Genomic DNA, 17443 nt, shown 5'->3' on the forward strand with positions numbered 1-17443 from the left:
CCTCACTTCGCGTCATAGGCGGCCATCGCGGCCCGCACCGCGGGGGAGAACAACTCGGGTCCCACCGCGTCGGAATGGGCGAGGCCCTCGGGCGACAGCCGCAGCAGCTCCGCGTCCTCCGCCAGCCAGCCGCGGGCGGCGAAGGCGGCCAGTTCGGGCCCGAAGTCGTCCTCAGGGCGGCAGCCGAAGCGTGCCGCGTAGTCGGCCACCGGCATGCCCCGCGCCTGGAGCAGCGACTGCAGCAGATGGCGGCGGCGGGCCTCCGTCCCGCCGACGGCCCGGCCGAAGTCGGCGTATCCGAAGTCCGCGGCGGGGCGCGTCACGTAGTCGTCGATGATCGCCCTGACCTCGCCGGGGCCCACGGCGTAGTCGAAGCTGTAGTGCAGGCCCGCGGTGTAGGAGCGGGCCCCGCAGCCCAGGCCGATCATGCCGTCGGTCTGGCACGCGTGGTCGGCGGGTCCCACCCCCTGTGGGCCCTTGGCACGGAACATCCGCATCGACACCTGCTCGTAGCCCGCTTCGAGCAGCAGGTCGCGGCCCGCGCGGTAGAGCCGCAGCCGCTGCTCGTCCCAACCCGCCTCCGTCCGGGCGGAGTCGAGGCGGTGCAGGCCGGTCAGCGGGCGGACGTAGAGCGGGTAGAGATACAGCTCCTCCGGCCGCCAGGCCAGCGCCGCCGCCAGGGAAGCGCGCCAGGACCGCTCGGACTGGCCGTCGATGCCGTAGATCAGGTCGATGTTGAGCACCGGGAAGCCCGCGTCCCGGATGCGCCCCAACGCCGTTTCCACCTGAACCCGTTGCTGCCCGGGGCGGACCGCCGCCCTGGCCTCGGCGGGGTCGAAGGTCTGCACACCCAGGCTGAGCCGGGTCGTGCCGTGCGCGGCGAGCACCGCGAGCCGGTCGGCGGTCGCGGTCGCCGGCGACGCCTCGACCGACAGCGGTACGGCCCGCAGGTCCGCGCCCATGCGGTGCTCCGCGATGCCGAACAGCCGCTCCAGCTCGGCCGGTTCGAGGAAGGTCGGGGTGCCGCCGCCGAAGGCCGCGGTGGTGAAGCGCGGCGCCGGGTCGTCGCCGAGCGCCTCCCGTACGGCGGCCGCCTGCCGCTCCAGCGCGTCGAGATAGCGGCCGGCCAGGCCGTCGGGGGCGCCGATCCGGGTGAAGAGGTTGCAGAAGCCGCAGCGGACCTCGCAGAAGGGGATGTGCAGATACAGCGCGAGCGAGTCCTTGGGCTCGGCCGCCCACAGGTCGCGCAGCGCGGGGCGCGGCCGCAGCGGGCCGTAGGCGGTCTTGTGCGGATAGGCGTAGACGTAGCTCTGATACGGCCGCGGCGCGGCCGCCGTGTCCAGGATCGTCATCCGGCCGGTGCCTCCAGGAAGAAGTGGGCGTAGGGCACGGTCCACACGGCGGGGTGGCCGATCCGGTGGCCGGTGTGGCCGTCCTCGCCGTAGGCGGTGCCGTGGTCGGAGCACACGACGGCGAAGCAGCGGCGGCGGCTGCTCGCCGCCGCGAAGAGCCGCCCGATGTGCCGGTCGACGTAGCCGAGCGCGGCGGCGTGGCTGGCCCGGGTGTCGCCCGACTCGCGGGTGGCGCCCGGCAGATGGAACCAGTTGGGCTGGTGCAGCGCGGACACGTTCACGAACAGGAAGAGCGGCTGGTGCCGCGGGGCCGCCGCCACCGCCTGCTCGGCGCGGTCCACCTGCGACGCGAACGACGTCGGCGACGCCACCCCGAATTCCGGCTCCCAGTGGCTCTCCTGGAAGAGCCCCGGCAGCACCGACCCGAGCGCCCCCTGACCGTTGAAGAAGCCGACCCCGCCGACGCAGACCGTGCGGTAGCCGACCGCCGCGAGCCCCGCCACCAGGTCGGGCGCGTCGAAGACCCACGTCCCGTCCGCCATCGTCTCGCTCCCCCCGAACCTCCCGGCGAACAGCCGCGGATGCGGGCCGGGCGCCGCGGGCGTCGGCAGGAACCCGGCGAAGATGGCCTGGTGCGAGGCGTAGGTGAAGCTCCCGGGCGCGTGCCGCTCCTCCCACCGCCCGCCGGGCAGGTGCGCGGCGAGGTTCGGCAGCCGCCCGGCCGCGGCCATCTCGGCGGCCACGTCGTAGCGGAGGGTGTCGAGGGTGACGAGCAGCAGGTCGTGGCTGCCCACGACCAGGTTCATGTCGGGTCCGCCCGGCCCGCCGCTCGGGCCCGGCGCCTCACGCGGCGGCATGCGCGCCCACCTCCCGCAGCACCGCCGCGACCTGGGCCGCGTAGGTGTCCCGCCCTTCCGCCGGTGTGCCAGGGAGGCCCGGCAGGCGGGGGAGGAGGTCGCCGAAGGCGTTGACCTCCGCGACGGCGAAGCGCCGCAGGCCGGCCGCGGGCAGCACGTCGACGCCGACGCACAGGGTGCCGGGGAAGCAGGCCGCGGCGCCCTCCGCCGCCGCCACCGCGTCGGACCAGCGGCCGCCCGCCGCGGTGATCGCGGACCGCAGCCGGGCGAGGTCGCCGCGGGCGCCGCCGAGGTGGAGGTTGGTCATGGGGTGGCGGCTGGTGCGGGCCACCGCGTGGGTGGCTCGGCCGCCGACCACCACCAGCCGCAGGTCGCACACCCGGCCGTCGAGCGCGGCCTTGGGCAGCCACCGCTCGACGTGCAGGCCGTCCGGCGCCAAGGCGTCGACCAGCGCGCCCACTTCCCGCTCCGCGCGGTATTCGCGGACCCGCAGCGAGTTGAACAGCCGCCCGTCCGGGGCGACTTCCACCGATGTGACGGCCTTCACCCGGCCTGGGCCGCCGAAAGCCAGCGCGACCACGCCCGAGGCCGACGACCCGTGCGCGGGTTTGACGAAGACCCGCGGCACCCCTGCCGCCGCCAGCCGCGCCCGCAGGTCGTCCCAGCCGGTCACCGGCGACAGCGGCGTACCCGCCGCCCACGGCACCGGCGGCCCGGCCGCCGCGAGCCGGGCGTGGCAGCGCCGCTTGTCGAACATCACCGCGATGTCCTCGGGGCCGTCCAGCAGCCGCGCCCCCGCGTCCACCGCCGCTGCCGCCAACTCGGCGACCACTGAGGTGAACCGCCCGTACCACCGGGCGCCGCCCTCCACCCGGGCCGGGTCGCCGGCGCCCCGCAGCAGCCGGTCGACCTCCGCGTCCTCGCCGGGCGAGTCGATCCGCACGACCTCGCCGGGGCGGAAGCCGTAGGAGCCGTGGAGCACGTCGCGCCAGCCCAGCACCCGTGGCGCGGGCAGGCCCGCGGCCTCTACGGCGTCGGCGAAGAGCGTCACGCGGCGGTGGCCGGGGTTGCCGACCACCGCGAACCGCACGCGGGCGGCGCCGGTCACTCCCCCACCGCGACGTAGCGGTGCTCTTCGCCGTCGTATCGCTCCTCGTCCATCCGCTCGTCGAGGTCGACCTCGACGCCGGCCGTCTCCAGCCGCTGCCGTATCCGCTCGGCGACCTCCTCGCTGAGGAAGTTGTGGTGCAGGTCGAGCCATTCCAGGTGGCTCAGCGACTGCCCTTCGAGCAGCGCCTCCGCGCCGTCGTCGCCCAGCGTCCCGAGGGACAGGTCGAGCGACCTGAGCCGCGCGACGACCGGCGCGTCCGCGAGCGCGTCGGCTATCTCGTCCTGGATCTCGCTGTTGCGCAGGCCCAGGTGCCGCAGCGCCGGCAGCCGCTCGCCGCTCAGCAGCGGCGCGAGGTCCTCCACGGAGGCGTCGCCGCCGTATTCCTCCTCGCCGAGCCACAGCTCCAGATACTCCAGCGCCGGCAGGTCGCTCGCGCCGACCGCGCGCACCACGGCCGCGGGCAGCCCGCCCGCCTCGATGGCCAGCGTCCGCAGGTGCTCGTGCCGCACCGCGTCGAGCACCAGGTCCGTACCGCCCCTGACGCCCAGCTCCTGGAGCCGCGGGTAGGCGGTGAGCAGCGGTGTCACGTCGCTCTGGGTGATCCAGGAGATTTCCGACTCCTCCATCACCAGGTCGCCGACGAAGACCGCGACCAGGCCGGTCAGCCGCCCGGCCGCCTCGGCCAGCAGCCGCACGACGTCACCGGAGTCCTCGTCGTAGACCTCGCCCCACTGGCCGACGACCACCGCCCGCACCCCGACCGGGTCGACGGCCCCCAGGAAGCGCTGCCACAGCTCCTCGTACGGCTCGGCGGCCCCGTCCCCGTACGGATCGACGGCCAGCCGCCAGGCCACCTCCCCGGGCTCGGGCAGCCCGGCGGCCTCCTCGCCGGCCGCGGGGAAGTCGAAGACGGGGAAGCCGTGCAGTTCCTTCAAGTGCTCTACGGCGGACATGTCGTGGGTCTCCTGACGCGGACGGCGTTGGCTGCGGGGGTGGACGGCCGGCCGGGGCGTACGCCGCGGTCCGGGCGGACGGCTCGGTAGGACGATTTCTACCAACGCCCACTGACACGGCCCCCGCCGGGTGGCCACCCCGCCCCGCCCCGGGCGCGCGATCCCGCGACCGCGGTGTCCTGCCTCCCCGAAGGCCGCACCGGAACGGCGGCCGGCGCGGAGAGGATATTCGCTGGTCGCTGCTTGCCGGCGGTGTCCATACTGCCGCGATGGACCCGGTGACCCTTGAGACCGACCGTCTGGTGCTGCGGGCCTTCGCCCCCGCCGACGTGGACGCGTTGTACGAAGCCTGCCAGGACGAGGACATCCAGTTCTACACGCCGGTGCCGGTGCCGTACCGGCGCGCCGACGCGGAGAAGCGCATCGGTGAGGACCACCCCGCGGGCTGGGCCACGGACAAGAGCTACACCCTCGGCGCCTTCCGCAGGGACAGCGGCGCCCTGGTCGGGTCGTACAGCCTGTTCGTCATCAGTCCGGGCGTCTACGAACTCGGCTACTGGGCGGTCAGGGAACAGCGCGGACGCGGGTATTCGGTCGAGGCCGCCCGAGCCCTGTGCGACTGGGGCTGGGCCACCCTCGACGTCCACCGCATCGAGTGGTGGGCCATGGCAGGGAACACCGGCTCGCGTGCCGTCGCGGAGAGGCTCGGCTTCACCGTCGAGGGGACGCTGCGCAATCGCGGCATCGCCAACGACGGCAAGCCGCACGACTGGTGGGTGGGCGGACTGCTCAGGCCCTGATGCCCGGACCGGTGCCACGCCGGCCGCGTCCGCGTGCCATGCCGCCGGACCGGCGTCGCCGTGACGCACCGCGCCCCGCCGGACGGGATCCGGCGGGGCGCGGTGGTGGCTGACGGCGGCAGCCGTCGTGGCAGCGGTCAGTGCAGGACGACCGGCACCGATGCCTGGTCCGTCTCGGACGTCGTGCCCGAGGGGCCGTCCGAGCTGGAGGCGACCTTCACCGTGGTGGGCTTGCCCGCGGTGATGAAGATCAGGGCGATCAGCGAGGCCGCGACCTCGATACCGAAGGCCCACCAGACGGCGTGGGCGTAGCCGTGCACCAGGCCCTGCGCCTCGGTGAGCTTCGCGGCCGCCGGGGTCGCCGCGTGGTGGGCGGCGAGGTAGGTGGCGGTCGCGGACGCGGCCACCGTGTTCAGCAGGGCCGTGCCGATGGCGCCGCCGACCTGCTGGGAGGTGTTGACCATCGCCGAGGCGACGCCCGCGTCACGGGGCTGCACTCCGGAGGTGGCCAGCGACATCGCCGGCATGAAGGCCGTACCCATGCCCAGGCCCAGCAGGACCAGGCCCGGCAGGACCACGCCCGGGTAGGACGCGCCGAGCGACAGGCGGGTCAGCAGCAGCATCGCGACCGCCGCCAGCGCGAAGCCGGGGGCCATCAGGACGCGGGCCGGCAGGCGGTTGACCAGCCGGGCGCCGATCTGCGTGGAGCCGATGACGAAGGCGGTGACCATCGGGAGGAAGGCGAAGCCGGTCTTGATCGCCGAATACCCCTGGACGACCTGCAGGTAGTAGGTCATGAAGAGGAAGACGCCGAACATACCGATGATGGCCAGCCCCAGCGAGGCGTAGACACCGCCGCGGTTGCGGTCGGCGACCACCCGCATCGGGAGCAGCGGGTGCCGCACCCGGGACTCGACGACCGCGAACGTCGCCAGCAGGACGACCGCGGCGACCAGCAGCCCGATCGTGGACACCGAGGACCAGCCGGCGGTCTCGGCGCGGGTGAAGCCGTAGACCAGCGAGACCAGGCCGAGCGTCGACAGCAGCACGCCGGGGATGTCCAGCGGGGAGCGGTTGCGGCCGCCCGCCGGCTCGCGGATCACGAAGTAGGAGCCCAGGGCGGCGATCACCGCGAAGGGGATGTTGACGAAGAAGGTCCAGCGCCAGTCGAGGACTTCGGTCAGCACACCGCCGAGCAGCAGCCCGACCGCGCCGCCACCGCCGGCGATGGCGCCGAAGATGCCGAAGGCCTTGGCGCGCTCCTTCGGGTCGGTGAAGGTCGTCGCGAGCAGCGACAGCGCGGCGGGCGCCAGCAGCGCGCCGAAGACGCCCTGTGCGGCACGCGAGCTGAGCAGCATCGCCTCGTTGGTGGCGGCGCCGCCGATCGCCGAGGCGAGGGCGAAGCCGGTCAGGCCGGTGACGAAGGCGCGCTTGCGGCCCCACAGGTCGGCGATGCGGCCGCCGAAGAGCAGCAGCCCGCCGAAGGCGAGGGCGTAGGCCGTGATGACCCACTGCTTGTTCGCGTCGGAAATGCCGAGGTCGTGCTGGGCGCTCGGCAGCGCGATGTTCACGATGGTCGCGTCGAGCACGACCATCAGCTGGGCCAGGGAGATGAAGACCAGTGCTTTCCATCGCCGGGGATCGGGAAGCGCTGTTCCGGTGGTTTGAGACATGGAGATATCCACTTCGGTACGCGGTGCACAAAGGGTGCGGGGCTCTGCGGGTCGTACAGGTCGTGTGGGACGGCTCACGGCCGTCGGTCTACGGCTTGCGGGTCACGGCTTCGGGTCCGGATACGGCGTCTTCAGGCCGTCGAGGAAGAGCTGGAGGTGGCGGTGGAGGTCGCTGCCGGTGCAGTCGATGCCGGGCAGCGGGCGGGTGAGCCGGGAGATGGCGACCATCAGGTCGTTGCGGGTCACGTCCGGCCGCAGCCGGCCGTCCTTCCTGGCCAGGTCCATCAGCTCTTCGAGCGCGGTCTCCAGCCGTGCGGCCTGCGCGGCGATCTCGGCGGAGTGGCGGTCGTCACCGTTGACGAACAGCCCGCACAGGGCGCCCATGTTGTCGTCCACGGCGGCGTGGGCGAAGCGGCCGAGCGCGGCACAGGGGTCGCCGCCCGCGGCGGCGGCCGCGGCCTGCGCCACGGCGTGGTCCGCGATGCGGGTCACGACGGACAGCAGGACGGCGTGCACCAGGGCGCGGCGGTCGGGGAAGTGCCGGTAGAGCGTGGCATTGCCGATGCCCGCGCGGCGGGCGATCTCGTCCAGCGGCGAGTCGGGGCCGTACTCGACGAAGATGTCGCGCGCCGCCGCGACGATCCGCTCCCGGTTGCGCAGGGCGTCCGCGCGGGTCCGGTGCGTACGGACCGCGGCCGGAGCCGTCAGCTCCGTCGCGTCGGCTACATCGACTGCGTCGGCTACATCGGCGACTGTGGTCACAGTGGTCACTCCTCTCGGCGGCCGGCACGGTAACCGGGGAACAGATCCCCGGTTTTGCATTCACGTGCATGTAACGGGGACGATGTCCCCGGATATTTCGGCCACCCATCGTGACCTGCGTCACCCGCTCCGTTTCGGCCCCCCGCCCCGGTCCGCACCGCCCTCGCGGTGACCCCGTGTGACGCCGCTCACCGCGCGCTACGGTGACCGGCGTGGCATTGCGCAGAAAGGGCTCCCGCCTGCTCACGGCCGCCGACGCCGCCTACCGCCGGCGGCACGCCCCCGTCCCGCCCGCGCGCGCGGAGCGGGGCGAAATCGGTGGAGCCGGGGCCTCGGGTGGCGCTACCGTGCTTGCGCCCGCAGTCACCCCGGCAAGGACGTGCCGTTGTACACCAAGTGAGACCCCCCGAGCGCTGAACCGTCGCGCGTCGCGCAAGTGCGCCGCGCTCCTTTCCGCTGCGGTCCTCTCACTGGAACCGGTGTCTGTCTGTGTCCACGACCTGGGTGGCTGTTCCCACCTGCCTGCCGATCGTTCAACGCCCCTGCCACAGGTGCGCCTTCGGGCGCTCCCGGGCGGACGGCGTATCCCCCGTATTCCCCGCCGGCGCGAACCACGGCCTCCTCGCGCTGTGTTCCGGCTGCGGGGACGCGCTCACGATGAACGTGCGCTCCGTAAAGCCCCACCTCCCGTCCCCCGCCCGGACGGCTGGGCTGCTCCGCGACGCGGGCGGCCCGGGTCGCACCGGGCGGCCGGCCTGGCAGTCGCCGTACGGTCCGCCGCCGCACCGGGCGCGCCGCGGCCGATGGGCGCCCGCGCCGGTCCCGGCGAAGCCGCGGCCCGCGCTGCGGCGCGCGTATCTGTGCGGCCGGTGCGAGTGAGGCGCTGAACCGCCCCGGCAGCGGGATGCGTATCGCCGGACAGCCCGGCACCGGGCCTGTCCGGCGGTACGCCTCCCGCCGGGCAGGCCCTATGCCGGCACGTGCAGCGACTCCGCCCCGACCGGGCGGAAACCCGCGGCCTGGAAGGCCCTGACGCTGCGGGCATTGCCCGCGGCCACCTGGGCCCAGACCGGCTCGGGCACCAGATGCCGGGCCGCGGTGGCCAGCGCCCGCCCGAGGCCGCGCTGCCGCGCGCCCTCCTCGACCTCGACGGCCGCCTCCCAGCGCCCGGCGACCCCCCGGCCGAGCACCAGCACCCCGCCGTCGGCGGCCCACACCCTTACGTCGTCCCGCCGGCCCCGGGCCCGTACGACCCGAGGGTGCGTGTCGTCGTCGATCTCCCGCAGGGCCACGGGCGGTTGGCCGGTCAGCGGCGATGCCACGCTCACCAGGTCGATGGTGTCCGTCCGCCGCCCCGACCGCTCCAACAGCGCGGTCAGGAAGCGCGGGTTCATGGCGGCGGCCAGCGGATCGCACCCGACGGCGGCCAACTCCCGCCGCACCCAGGCCGGGTCCTCGTCCGTGAAGACCACCGCGTGTGCGGTGAAGGCCATCACCCCGGCGTCCCGCACCCCGTCCTGTGCGACAACCGTCGTCCCTCCGTCGGCAGCCGGGAAAACCCCGACGGCGGCCGCCGCCATGATCTCTGCGAGCGCGCTCCCCATACCCGGCATCGTAGGCCGCGAGCCGTCCCCGCCCCGCCGCCCCGGAGGGCGGACGCGTCGGCCGTCTTGTCGAACATCGGGCCGGTCGACAAGATGTGTACATGACATCTTTACGGTGTCCGTCCCGCGAACCAGGTTGACGTACGTCGGCACCACGCGCCCTGGGGCATCCCACCCGAGGCGGCCCGAAGCGGCGTAGCGCACACGCAGAATCGTGCAATTCCCCCGGAGGTCAGACATGCGCTTGAATTTTGCAAGAGCACGGCGCGGCGGGTGGAGGAGGGCGCTCGTCCTGCTTCCCGCCGCCGCGGTCGCGATCGCGGCGGGCGGCGTCGTGGCGCCGGACGCCGGCGCGGCGGTGCCTCCGACGCCGTCGGGTTTCACGCTCACCTGGAGCGACGACTTCAACGGCGCGGCAGGCACCGGCATCGACCAGGGGCTGTGGAGGTACGACACCGGGCCGGGCAGCAATTTCGGCACCGGCGAGATCGAGACGATGACCAGCAGCACGTCGAACGTCTTCTACGACGGCCAGGGCCACCTGGTGCTCCAGGCCCAGCACTCGGGCTCCGACCCGCGCGGCGGCTGGACGTCCGGCCGGGTGGAGACCCAGGCGGCGACCTTCGGCGCACCGGCGGGCGGCGTCGTACGCATCGAGTCCGTCCTCCAGCAGCCCAACGTCACCACCGGCAACGGCGCCGGATACTGGCCGGCCTTCTGGATGCTCGGCGCACCGCTGCGCGACGGCGTGACCTGGCCGACGTCGGGCGAGATCGACATCATGGAGGACATCAACGGCCGCAGCTCCGACTTCAGCACCATCCACTGCGGTGTCAGCCCGGGTGGCCCGTGCAACGAGTCGACCGGCATCGGCTCGGGCGAGCGCGGCTGTTCCGGCTGCCAGACCGGCTTCCACGACTACGCGGCGGAGATCGACCGCTCGGTGTCGCCCGAGCAGATCCGCTTCTACCTCGACGGGAGCAACTTCTTCACCGTCAGCGCCAACCAGGTGGACGCGACGACCTGGTCCAACGCGATCGACCACCCCTTCTTCATCATCTACGACCTGGCGATCGGCGGCGGCTTCCCCGACGCCTTCGGCGGCGGCCCGAACGCGGCCACCGTCTCCGGCGGCAGGCTGGTCGTCGACTCGGTGGCGGTCTACAACAAGGGGCCCGGCTCCGGGGGCGGCGGCGGAGGCGGTTCCGCGAGCGGCCAGACGATCACCGGTCCCGGCGGCAAGTGCGTGGACGTGGCGGGAGACGACACCGGCGGCGACGGCACCGCCGTCCAGCTGTGGGACTGCCAGTCGGCGGCCAAGGACCAGCACTGGACCTGGAGCGGCCAGACCTTGCAGACCCTCGGCAAGTGCCTGGACATCGCCGGCGGCGACAGCGCCGCCGGGACGAAGCTGCAGCTCGCCACGTGCAACAGCGGCGGCTACCAGGCGTGGGTGCGGCAGGCCGACGGCTCGCTGCGCAATCCGGCCAGCGGCCGGTGCGTCGACTCGCCGTCCGGTGCCACCGCGAACGGCACCCGGCTGCAGATCTGGGACTGCAACGGCTCCGGCGCCCAGAACTTCACCATCGGCACCCCGATCTACGGTCCCGGCGGCAAGTGCGTGGACGTGGCGGGAGACGACACCGGCGGCGACGGCACCGCGGTCCAGCTGTGGGACTGCCAGCAGGCGGCCTCGCTCGACCAGAAGTGGACCTGGAGCGGCCAGACCCTGCGCAGCCTCGGCAAGTGCCTGGACATCGCGGGCGGCGTGAACGCGGCAGGTACGCAGCTCCAGTTGGCCACCTGCAACGGCGGGGGCTACCAGAACTGGGTCGTCGACTCCGACGGCTCGCTGTCCAACCCGACCACCGGCCGGTGTGTCGACTCGCCCTCGGGCGCCACGGCGAACGGCACGCGGTTGCAGATATGGGACTGCAACGGCTCGGGCGCGCAGAAGTTCGCCCTGGCGTAAGGGCCTTCAGGAAGCCCGACCGGCCCGCGGCCGGCACCCTCGGCACGACCGAAGGTGCCCGGTCGCGGGCTGTTCGGCCCGGCAGCGGGCCCGGAGCCGGCCCGGTCGCGGACCGGAGTCATCGGTTCGATCCCCGCTCCTGTTCCCCCGCACGCGCATCGCGGCGGAGACGGCCGAGCTGATCCTGCGCGCGCACCGCCCCGCCTGAGCGTCCGGCTCACCACAGCCCGTGGGCGTCGGCCCACTGCGCGACGGCCTTCGCGATCTCGGCGGGGCTGTCCTCGGGGGCGTGGTGGCCGGCGGGGCCGCACGGCACGGTCGTCAGGGCGGCGATGTGGTCGGCGCACCAGGCCGCGACCGGGGGAGTGATCAGCAGGGTGGGGGAGCCGGTGAAGGTGAGCAGCAGCTTGGGGACCCCGGGGGACGCGGCCAGCCACCTGTCGTAGGCCTCGATGCGCGGGATCAGCTCGGCGGGCTCGCCGTCGACGGGGATCTGGCGGGCCCAGGCGAGCAGCGGGCGGCGGCTCTCCACGGTGGGGTAGGGGGCCAGGTAGACGTCGAGGTCGGCGGCCGCGAGCGGGGTGCGGACGGCGGCGGAGTAGGCGGCGCGGACCAGCGGGTTGTCGCCGCTGATCATCTCCTCGCCGCGGCCCGGGGTGCGCAGCGTGCGGGTGCGCTCCAGGCCTTGCGGGGAGATGTCGTCGCCGGTCAGCGGCTTGACGATGGTCTCGAAGAAGGCGATGCCCGCGACCCGCTCGGGGTGCCGGGCGGCCCAGTCGAAGGCCAGGGCGCCGCCCCAGTCGTGGCCGATCAGGACGACCCGGTCCAGGCCGAGCGCCTCGAACCAGGCGTCGAGGTAGCGGGCGTGGTCGGCGAAGGAGTACGGGATGTCGGGCTTGCCCGAGCGGCCCATGCCGATCAGGTCGGGGGCGAGGGTCCGGCCGGCGCCGAGGCCGGGGGTGACATCGCGCCACAGGTAGGACGAGCCGGGATTGCCGTGCAGCAGGACGACCGGGGTGCCGGCGCCGGGCGTCTCCTCGTAGTGGACGGTCGAGTCGAGGACGTCGATGGTGGGCACAGGGGCCTCCCGGAAGAGTGTTAGTGGAACTAACGTTCATCGCACTAACGAAAACGTACATCGTTAGTGCCACTAACGCAACCGGATTAGAATTCCGCCATGACCGACTCCCCCCGCCCCACCCCCGACCGGCTGCTCACCCTCCCGAGCCGGCTGCTCGCCCACGCCGCCCAGCAGGGCGACCGCCTGGTCAGCGGCGGCCTGGCGGCGGTCGGCGCGCGCAAGTGGCACTACGCCGTGCTGGCCGCGCTCCAGGAGTACGGGCCCGCCAGCCAGGCGGAGTTGAGCCGGCGGGCCGGGATCTACCGCAGCGACATGGTCGCGGTGCTCAACGACCTCGCCGACGGCAGCCACGTCCGAAGGACCCCCGACCGGGACGACAAGCGGCGCAACGTCATCACCATCACCGAGGAGGGACGCCGCAGGCTCGACCAGCTCGACGGCCTGATCGACGGCATCCAGGGCGAGTTGCTGGCCCCGCTGAGCGCGGCCGAGCGCGCCGAACTCGTCCGGCTGCTCAGCGTCGTCGTCGCCCACCACGGCGACGACATGCGGGACCGGATGTGATCGGTCCGCATCCGTTCTGACCGGCGGCCTTACGGCGTACGGTCGTTCGTACGCCGCCGGTGCCGGTTCCGCTTCCGCCACTGAGAATCCGAGCGGCGCCGACGCCGTCGCGAGGAGAGCCGTGATATCGGAGCCGGAGCTGACCGGGGGTCCCGACGAGGGCGGGGCCGAGGTGATCAGCGACGCCGACCGGCCGCCGCGGTGGGGCGGGACGCGGGTGCGGCGGCCGTGGGTGTGGGGGGCCGGCGGGGTGCTGGTGGCGTCCGCGCTGTGGGCGGGCGGGCTGCGGGTGTGGGCCGTGCAGCACGACGGGCGGCCCGACCTGCACGGATACGTCCTCGGTGACAGCCCGTGTGCGGGCAGTACCCTGTCACCGCTGACGTCGGCGCTGCACGCGACGGACACCGCTTCGGTGTCGCCGGCCGCGGCCCGGCTCGGCTCGGCGATCGACCAGATCCGCTGCACCCTGTCGGCGGCCGCGCCCGACGGCGGGGGCGGCATGGCCCGCTTCGAGATCTTCGTCACGATCGACCTGCACAAACGGACCGACCCGCGGGCGGAGTTCGAGGACCAGGCCCAGGTCGACGGCTCCGACCTGACGCCGGTGAAGTCCGCGCGGGCGGTCACCGGGCTGGGTGACGAGGCGGTCGCGCAGATGCTGAGCAGGCAGAGCGAGGAGCTGAAAGTCCTGCACGGCGGCGCGGTGTTCACCCTCACGCTCACCGGTTACAGCAACGACTACGTCTCCGAGGACACGCTCGGCGCGCTGCACGGCGGCCCGCGCCATGCCGCCTCGGACGTCGGACGTTTCGAACCGGCGCTGGTCGACGCGATGCGGAATGTCATGGAAGCGCAGCAGAAGCACCGGAGGTGACCGGTAGCGGACGAATTGCGACGCTCGTCGCGTCGCCCGTCAGGAACGCAGAATCTTGCGCAAGAAAGTTACTTTCTAGCAATGATGAGCGTGGATATTGCGGACCAGTGTCCGCGACATTACGGTGCCCCTTGCGTTGACGCTCCACCCCCACCGGTGCAGAACCGGCATTCTGTGTCGAAAGGAGCACGTGATGTTCCGTATCCCCCAACCCCGAGGCCGCCTCAGACGAGCAGTAGCCGTCGTCGGCAGCACCGCACTCCTGACCAGCGGCGGTGTGCTCGCCCTGAGTGCCGCCCCCGCCTACGCGGCCGCCACCGGCGGCAGCGGTGCGAGCCTGCCCTACGTCGAGGTGCAGGCCGAGAACTCCGCCACCAACGGCAGCCAGATCGGCCCGAGCTGGGCCGCGGGCCAGCTCGCTGACGAGGCGTCGTACCGCAAGGCGGTGACCCTGTCGGGCAGCGGGAAGTTCGTCACCTTCACCACCCCGGTGGCGACCAACTCGATCGACTTCCGCTACAGCATCCCCGACGGTTCGGGTGGTTCGGTCTACACGGCACCGCTGTCGTTCTCCATCAACGGCGTCGCGCAGTCCGACTTCACCCTCACCAACGCCTACAGCTGGTACTACGGCAGCTACCCGTTCACCAACCAGCCCGGCAGCAACCCGCACCACTTCTACGACGAGGCCCACCGTCTGCTCCCGCAGACGTATCCGGCCGGCACCACCTTCACCCTGCAGACCAGCGGCGGCAGTGCCGCCACCACCCTCGACTTCGCCGACTTCGAGCAGGTCGGCGCGGCCCTGACGCAGCCGTCCGGCTCGGTGTCGGTCACCAGCAAGGGCGCCGACGCGACCGGCGTCGCCGACTCCACCTCGGCCTTCAACGCGGCCGTCGCCGCCGCCGGTTCGGGCGGCACCGTGTGGATACCGCCGGGCACGTACAACATCCCCCGGCACATCACGGTCAACAACGTCACCGTCACCGGCGCGGGCATGTGGTACTCGACCGTGACCGGCGCGGCCCCCGGCTTCTACGGCCTCGGTGAGCCCGACAGCTGCGGGGTCGGCGGCAACCGCGGGACCAGCAGCAACGTGCACCTGTCGAACTTCGCCATCTTCGGCAAGGTCGGCGAGCGCAACGACTGCGACCAGGTCAACGGCATCGGCGGCGCGCTGTCCAACTCCTCGGTCTCCAGCCTGTGGATCGACCACCTGAAGGTCGGCGCCTGGCTGGACGGCCCGATGGACAAGCTGACGCTCAGCGGCCTGCGCATCCGCGACACCACCGCCGACGGCATCAACTTCCACGGCGGCGTGACCAACTCGACGATCACCAACAGCGAGATCCGCAACACCGGTGACGACGGCATCGCGACCTGGGCGGACTCCGCACTGGGCGCCGACGCCAACGACACGATCTCCAACAACACCGTCGAGACGCAGATCCTCGCCAACGGCATCGCGATCTACGGCGGCCACGACAACACCGTCAGCGGCAACCTGGTGATGGACACCGGCCTCGCGCAGGGCGGCGGCATCCACGTCGGCCAGCGCTTCACCTCCACGCCGGTCGGCACGACCGACATCACCAACAACACCATCATCCGGGCCGGCGGCCTCGACCCGAACTGGCAGTTCGGCGTCGGCGCGCTGTGGTTCGACGGCAGCCAGGGCTCGATCAGCGGCCCGATCAACGTCACCAACGCGCTGATCCAGCAGAGCCCCTACGAGGCGATCCAGTGGGTCGAGGGCACCGTCAGCGGGGTCAACCTCAGCAACGTGACCATCGCCGGCGCCGGCACCTTCGCCCTGCAGGAGCAGACCGGCGGCGCCGCGAAGCTGACCAACGTCACCGCGACCGGCATCGGCGCCTCCTCGCCGGTCTACAGCTGCGAGGGCGGCAACTTCGTCGTCACCGACGGCGGCGGCAACTCCGGTGTCACCGGCACCCCGCTCTGCGGCGGCTTCCCGGCCCCGGTCTTCCCGCCCTACCCGGCCAGCGGCGTCACCGCCACCCCGGGAGCGCTCAACTTCGGCTCGGTCGCGACCGGTTCGACCGGCGGCGCGCAGACCGTGACCGTCTCCAACCCGACCGGCTCGGCCGCCGCGGTCTCCGCGCTGTCCGCCTCCGGCGACTTCGCCCAGACCAACACCTGCGGCAGTTCGGTGCCGGCCAACGGCTCCTGCACCGTCGCCGTCACCTTCAAGCCGACCGCGGCCGGGGAGCGTACCGGCACCCTGACCGTCACCGCGGGCGGCAACACCTCCACCGTCACCCTGACCGGCACCGGCACCGCGCCGGGCCCGGTGCTCAACGCCAGCCCGGCGAACCTGTCCTTCGGCGGCACCGTCGTCGGCTCGACGGCCGCCCCGCAGACGGTGACCGTCACCAACTCCGGCACCACCACGGCCACCGTCTCCGGTGTCGCGGCGACCGGTGACTACACCCAGACCAACAACTGCTCCTCGCTCGCGGTCGGCGCGTCCTGCGCGGTGACCGTGACCTTCAAGCCCACCGCGGGCGGCACCCGCAACGGGACGCTGACGCTGACCAGCAACGCCAACAACAGCCCGACCGCGATCGCGCTGAGCGGCGCCGGCATCGACAGCAGTACCGACATCGCGGCCGGCCGCCCGGCCACCGCCAGCTCCACCAACGGCACCTTCGTGCCGGGCAACGTCACCGACGCGGACGCGTCCACGTACTGGGAGAGCGCCAACGGCGCCTTCCCGCAGTGGGTCCAGGTCGACCTCGGCCAGAACTACAGCGTCGGCAAGGTCACGTTGAAGCTGCCGCCGTCCACCGCGTGGGCGACCCGCAGCCAGACGCTGTCCGTGCAGGGCTCCACCGACGGCAACTCCTTCAGCACCCTGTCGCCGTCCGCGGCGCAGACCTTCGACCCGAACGCCAACAACAACACGGTGACCGTCACCTTCAACGCGGCCACCGCCCGCTACGTCCGGATCAACATCACGGCCAACTCCGGCTGGAGCGCCGCCCAGTTGTCCGGGCTGTCGGTCTTCCCGGCCGGCGGCGGCACCAACCCGTCGTCGGCGACCCTGGCGGTCACCCCGTCCTCGCTCACCTTCGCCTCCCAGGCGCCCGGCACCACCAGCGGCGCCCAGAGCGTGACGGTGACCAACACCGGGACGGCGGCCGCCGCGATCAGCGGGGTCAGCACCTCGGGCGACTTCTCGCAGACCAACACCTGCGGCAGCTCGCTTGCCGCGAGCGCCAGTTGCACGGTCGCGGTGAAGTTCGCCCCGACCGCGTCCGGCACCCGCACCGGCACGCTGACCATCACCAGCAACGCCTCCAACAACCCCACCACCGTCGCCCTGACCGGCACCGGCACCGGGACGGTCAGCACGAACCTCGCGGCGGGCAAGCCCACCAGCGAGTCCAGCCACACCGACGTCTACCCGTCGTCCAACCTGACCGACGGAAACCAGGCCAGCTACTGGGAGAGCGCCAACAACGCCTTCCCGCAGTGGGCGCAGGTCGACCTCGGCTCCGCGCAGAGTGCCGCCAAGGTCGTCCTGCAGCTGCCGGCCGGCTGGGGCGCGCGCAACGAGACGCTGTCGATCACCGGCAGCACCGACGGCAGCACCTTCAGCACCCTCAAGTCGTCCGCGTCCTACGCCTTCACCCCGGGCGCGAACAACACCGTCACGATCACCTTCTCCGCGTCCACCCAGCGCTACTTCCGGGTGACCGTCACCTCCAACGACGGCTGGCCCGCGGCCCAGCTGTCCGAGTTCCAGGTGTGGAACAGCTGACGCGGCCGACCCGATAGGACGCCAGTGCCGCCGGGTGCATGGGCACCCGGCGGCAC

At 72.9% G+C, this 17443-nt stretch carries 13 protein-coding genes; 5 read left to right on the forward strand and 8 right to left on the reverse strand.

Features of this window, described 5'->3' with window-relative positions:
* Positions 1 to 2: 2 nt before the first annotated feature.
* Genes OG900_22270 through OG900_22285 form a run of 4 tightly spaced genes read right to left on the reverse strand, consistent with a single transcriptional unit; the run spans position 3 to position 4273 of the window.
* A complete protein-coding gene (locus OG900_22270) occupies positions 3 to 1352 on the reverse strand; it encodes an STM4012 family radical SAM protein (GenBank protein ID WUH92560.1) in 1350 nt (449 codons plus the stop codon).
* Positions 1349 to 2158, reverse strand: a complete 810-nt coding sequence (locus OG900_22275) for an STM4013/SEN3800 family hydrolase (protein ID WUH95875.1) — start codon at positions 2156 to 2158, stop codon at positions 1349 to 1351. The genes OG900_22270 and OG900_22275 overlap by 4 nt, the downstream gene beginning before the upstream one ends.
* 37 nt (positions 2159 to 2195) lie before the next feature.
* Entirely contained in the window at positions 2196 to 3317 is a 1122-nt protein-coding gene (locus tag OG900_22280; protein ID WUH92561.1) for an STM4014 family protein, read from the reverse strand.
* Complete coding sequence (locus tag OG900_22285; GenBank protein ID WUH92562.1) at positions 3314 to 4273, reverse strand: STM4015 family protein; 960 nt, start codon at positions 4271 to 4273, stop codon at positions 3314 to 3316. The genes OG900_22280 and OG900_22285 overlap by 4 nt, the downstream gene beginning before the upstream one ends.
* 269 nt (positions 4274 to 4542) lie before the next feature.
* Between OG900_22285 and OG900_22290 the strand changes: the two genes are divergently transcribed.
* Positions 4543 to 5073 carry a GNAT family N-acetyltransferase gene (locus OG900_22290; protein WUH92563.1) on the forward strand — a complete coding sequence of 177 codons (531 nt, stop codon included), beginning with the start codon at positions 4543 to 4545 and terminating at the stop codon, positions 5071 to 5073.
* A gap of 137 nt (positions 5074 to 5210) precedes the next feature.
* Here the strand turns inward: OG900_22290 and OG900_22295 are convergent, their stop codons facing one another.
* From OG900_22295 to OG900_22305, 3 genes are all read right to left on the reverse strand, one after another.
* Complete coding sequence (locus tag OG900_22295; protein WUH92564.1) at positions 5211 to 6746, reverse strand: MFS transporter; 1536 nt, start codon at positions 6744 to 6746, stop codon at positions 5211 to 5213.
* A gap of 102 nt (positions 6747 to 6848) precedes the next feature.
* Positions 6849 to 7454, reverse strand: a complete 606-nt coding sequence (locus OG900_22300; GenBank protein WUH95876.1) for a TetR/AcrR family transcriptional regulator — start codon at positions 7452 to 7454, stop codon at positions 6849 to 6851.
* Between the two features lie 1022 nt (positions 7455 to 8476).
* Entirely contained in the window at positions 8477 to 9112 is a 636-nt protein-coding gene (locus OG900_22305; GenBank protein WUH92565.1) for a GNAT family N-acetyltransferase, read from the reverse strand.
* A gap of 238 nt (positions 9113 to 9350) precedes the next feature.
* Here OG900_22305 and OG900_22310 point away from each other — a divergent pair, with 238 nt between their 5' ends.
* Positions 9351 to 11084 (forward strand): ricin-type beta-trefoil lectin domain protein, encoded by a 1734-nt coding sequence (locus OG900_22310; protein ID WUH92566.1) that lies wholly within the window; start codon positions 9351 to 9353, stop codon positions 11082 to 11084.
* A gap of 217 nt (positions 11085 to 11301) precedes the next feature.
* On the opposite strand, the gene OG900_22315 is transcribed toward OG900_22310, so the two are convergent.
* A complete protein-coding gene (locus tag OG900_22315) occupies positions 11302 to 12162 on the reverse strand; it encodes a haloalkane dehalogenase (protein WUH92567.1) in 861 nt (286 codons plus the stop codon).
* Positions 12163 to 12261: 99 nt separating this feature from the next.
* Here OG900_22315 and OG900_22320 point away from each other — a divergent pair, with 99 nt between their 5' ends.
* From OG900_22320 to OG900_22330, 3 genes are all read left to right on the forward strand, one after another.
* Positions 12262 to 12729 carry a MarR family transcriptional regulator gene (locus OG900_22320; protein WUH92568.1) on the forward strand — a complete coding sequence of 156 codons (468 nt, stop codon included), beginning with the start codon at positions 12262 to 12264 and terminating at the stop codon, positions 12727 to 12729.
* Positions 12730 to 12850: 121 nt separating this feature from the next.
* Positions 12851 to 13603, forward strand: a complete 753-nt coding sequence (locus OG900_22325) for a hypothetical protein (GenBank protein WUH92569.1) — start codon at positions 12851 to 12853, stop codon at positions 13601 to 13603.
* Between the two features lie 193 nt (positions 13604 to 13796).
* Positions 13797 to 17387 (forward strand): choice-of-anchor D domain-containing protein, encoded by a 3591-nt coding sequence (locus OG900_22330; GenBank protein ID WUH92570.1) that lies wholly within the window; start codon positions 13797 to 13799, stop codon positions 17385 to 17387.
* Positions 17388 to 17443: the final 56 nt, after the last annotated feature.

It is taken from the genome of Streptomyces sp. NBC_00433 (genome assembly GCA_036015235.1).
GTDB lineage: Bacteria > Actinomycetota > Actinomycetes > Streptomycetales > Streptomycetaceae > Actinacidiphila.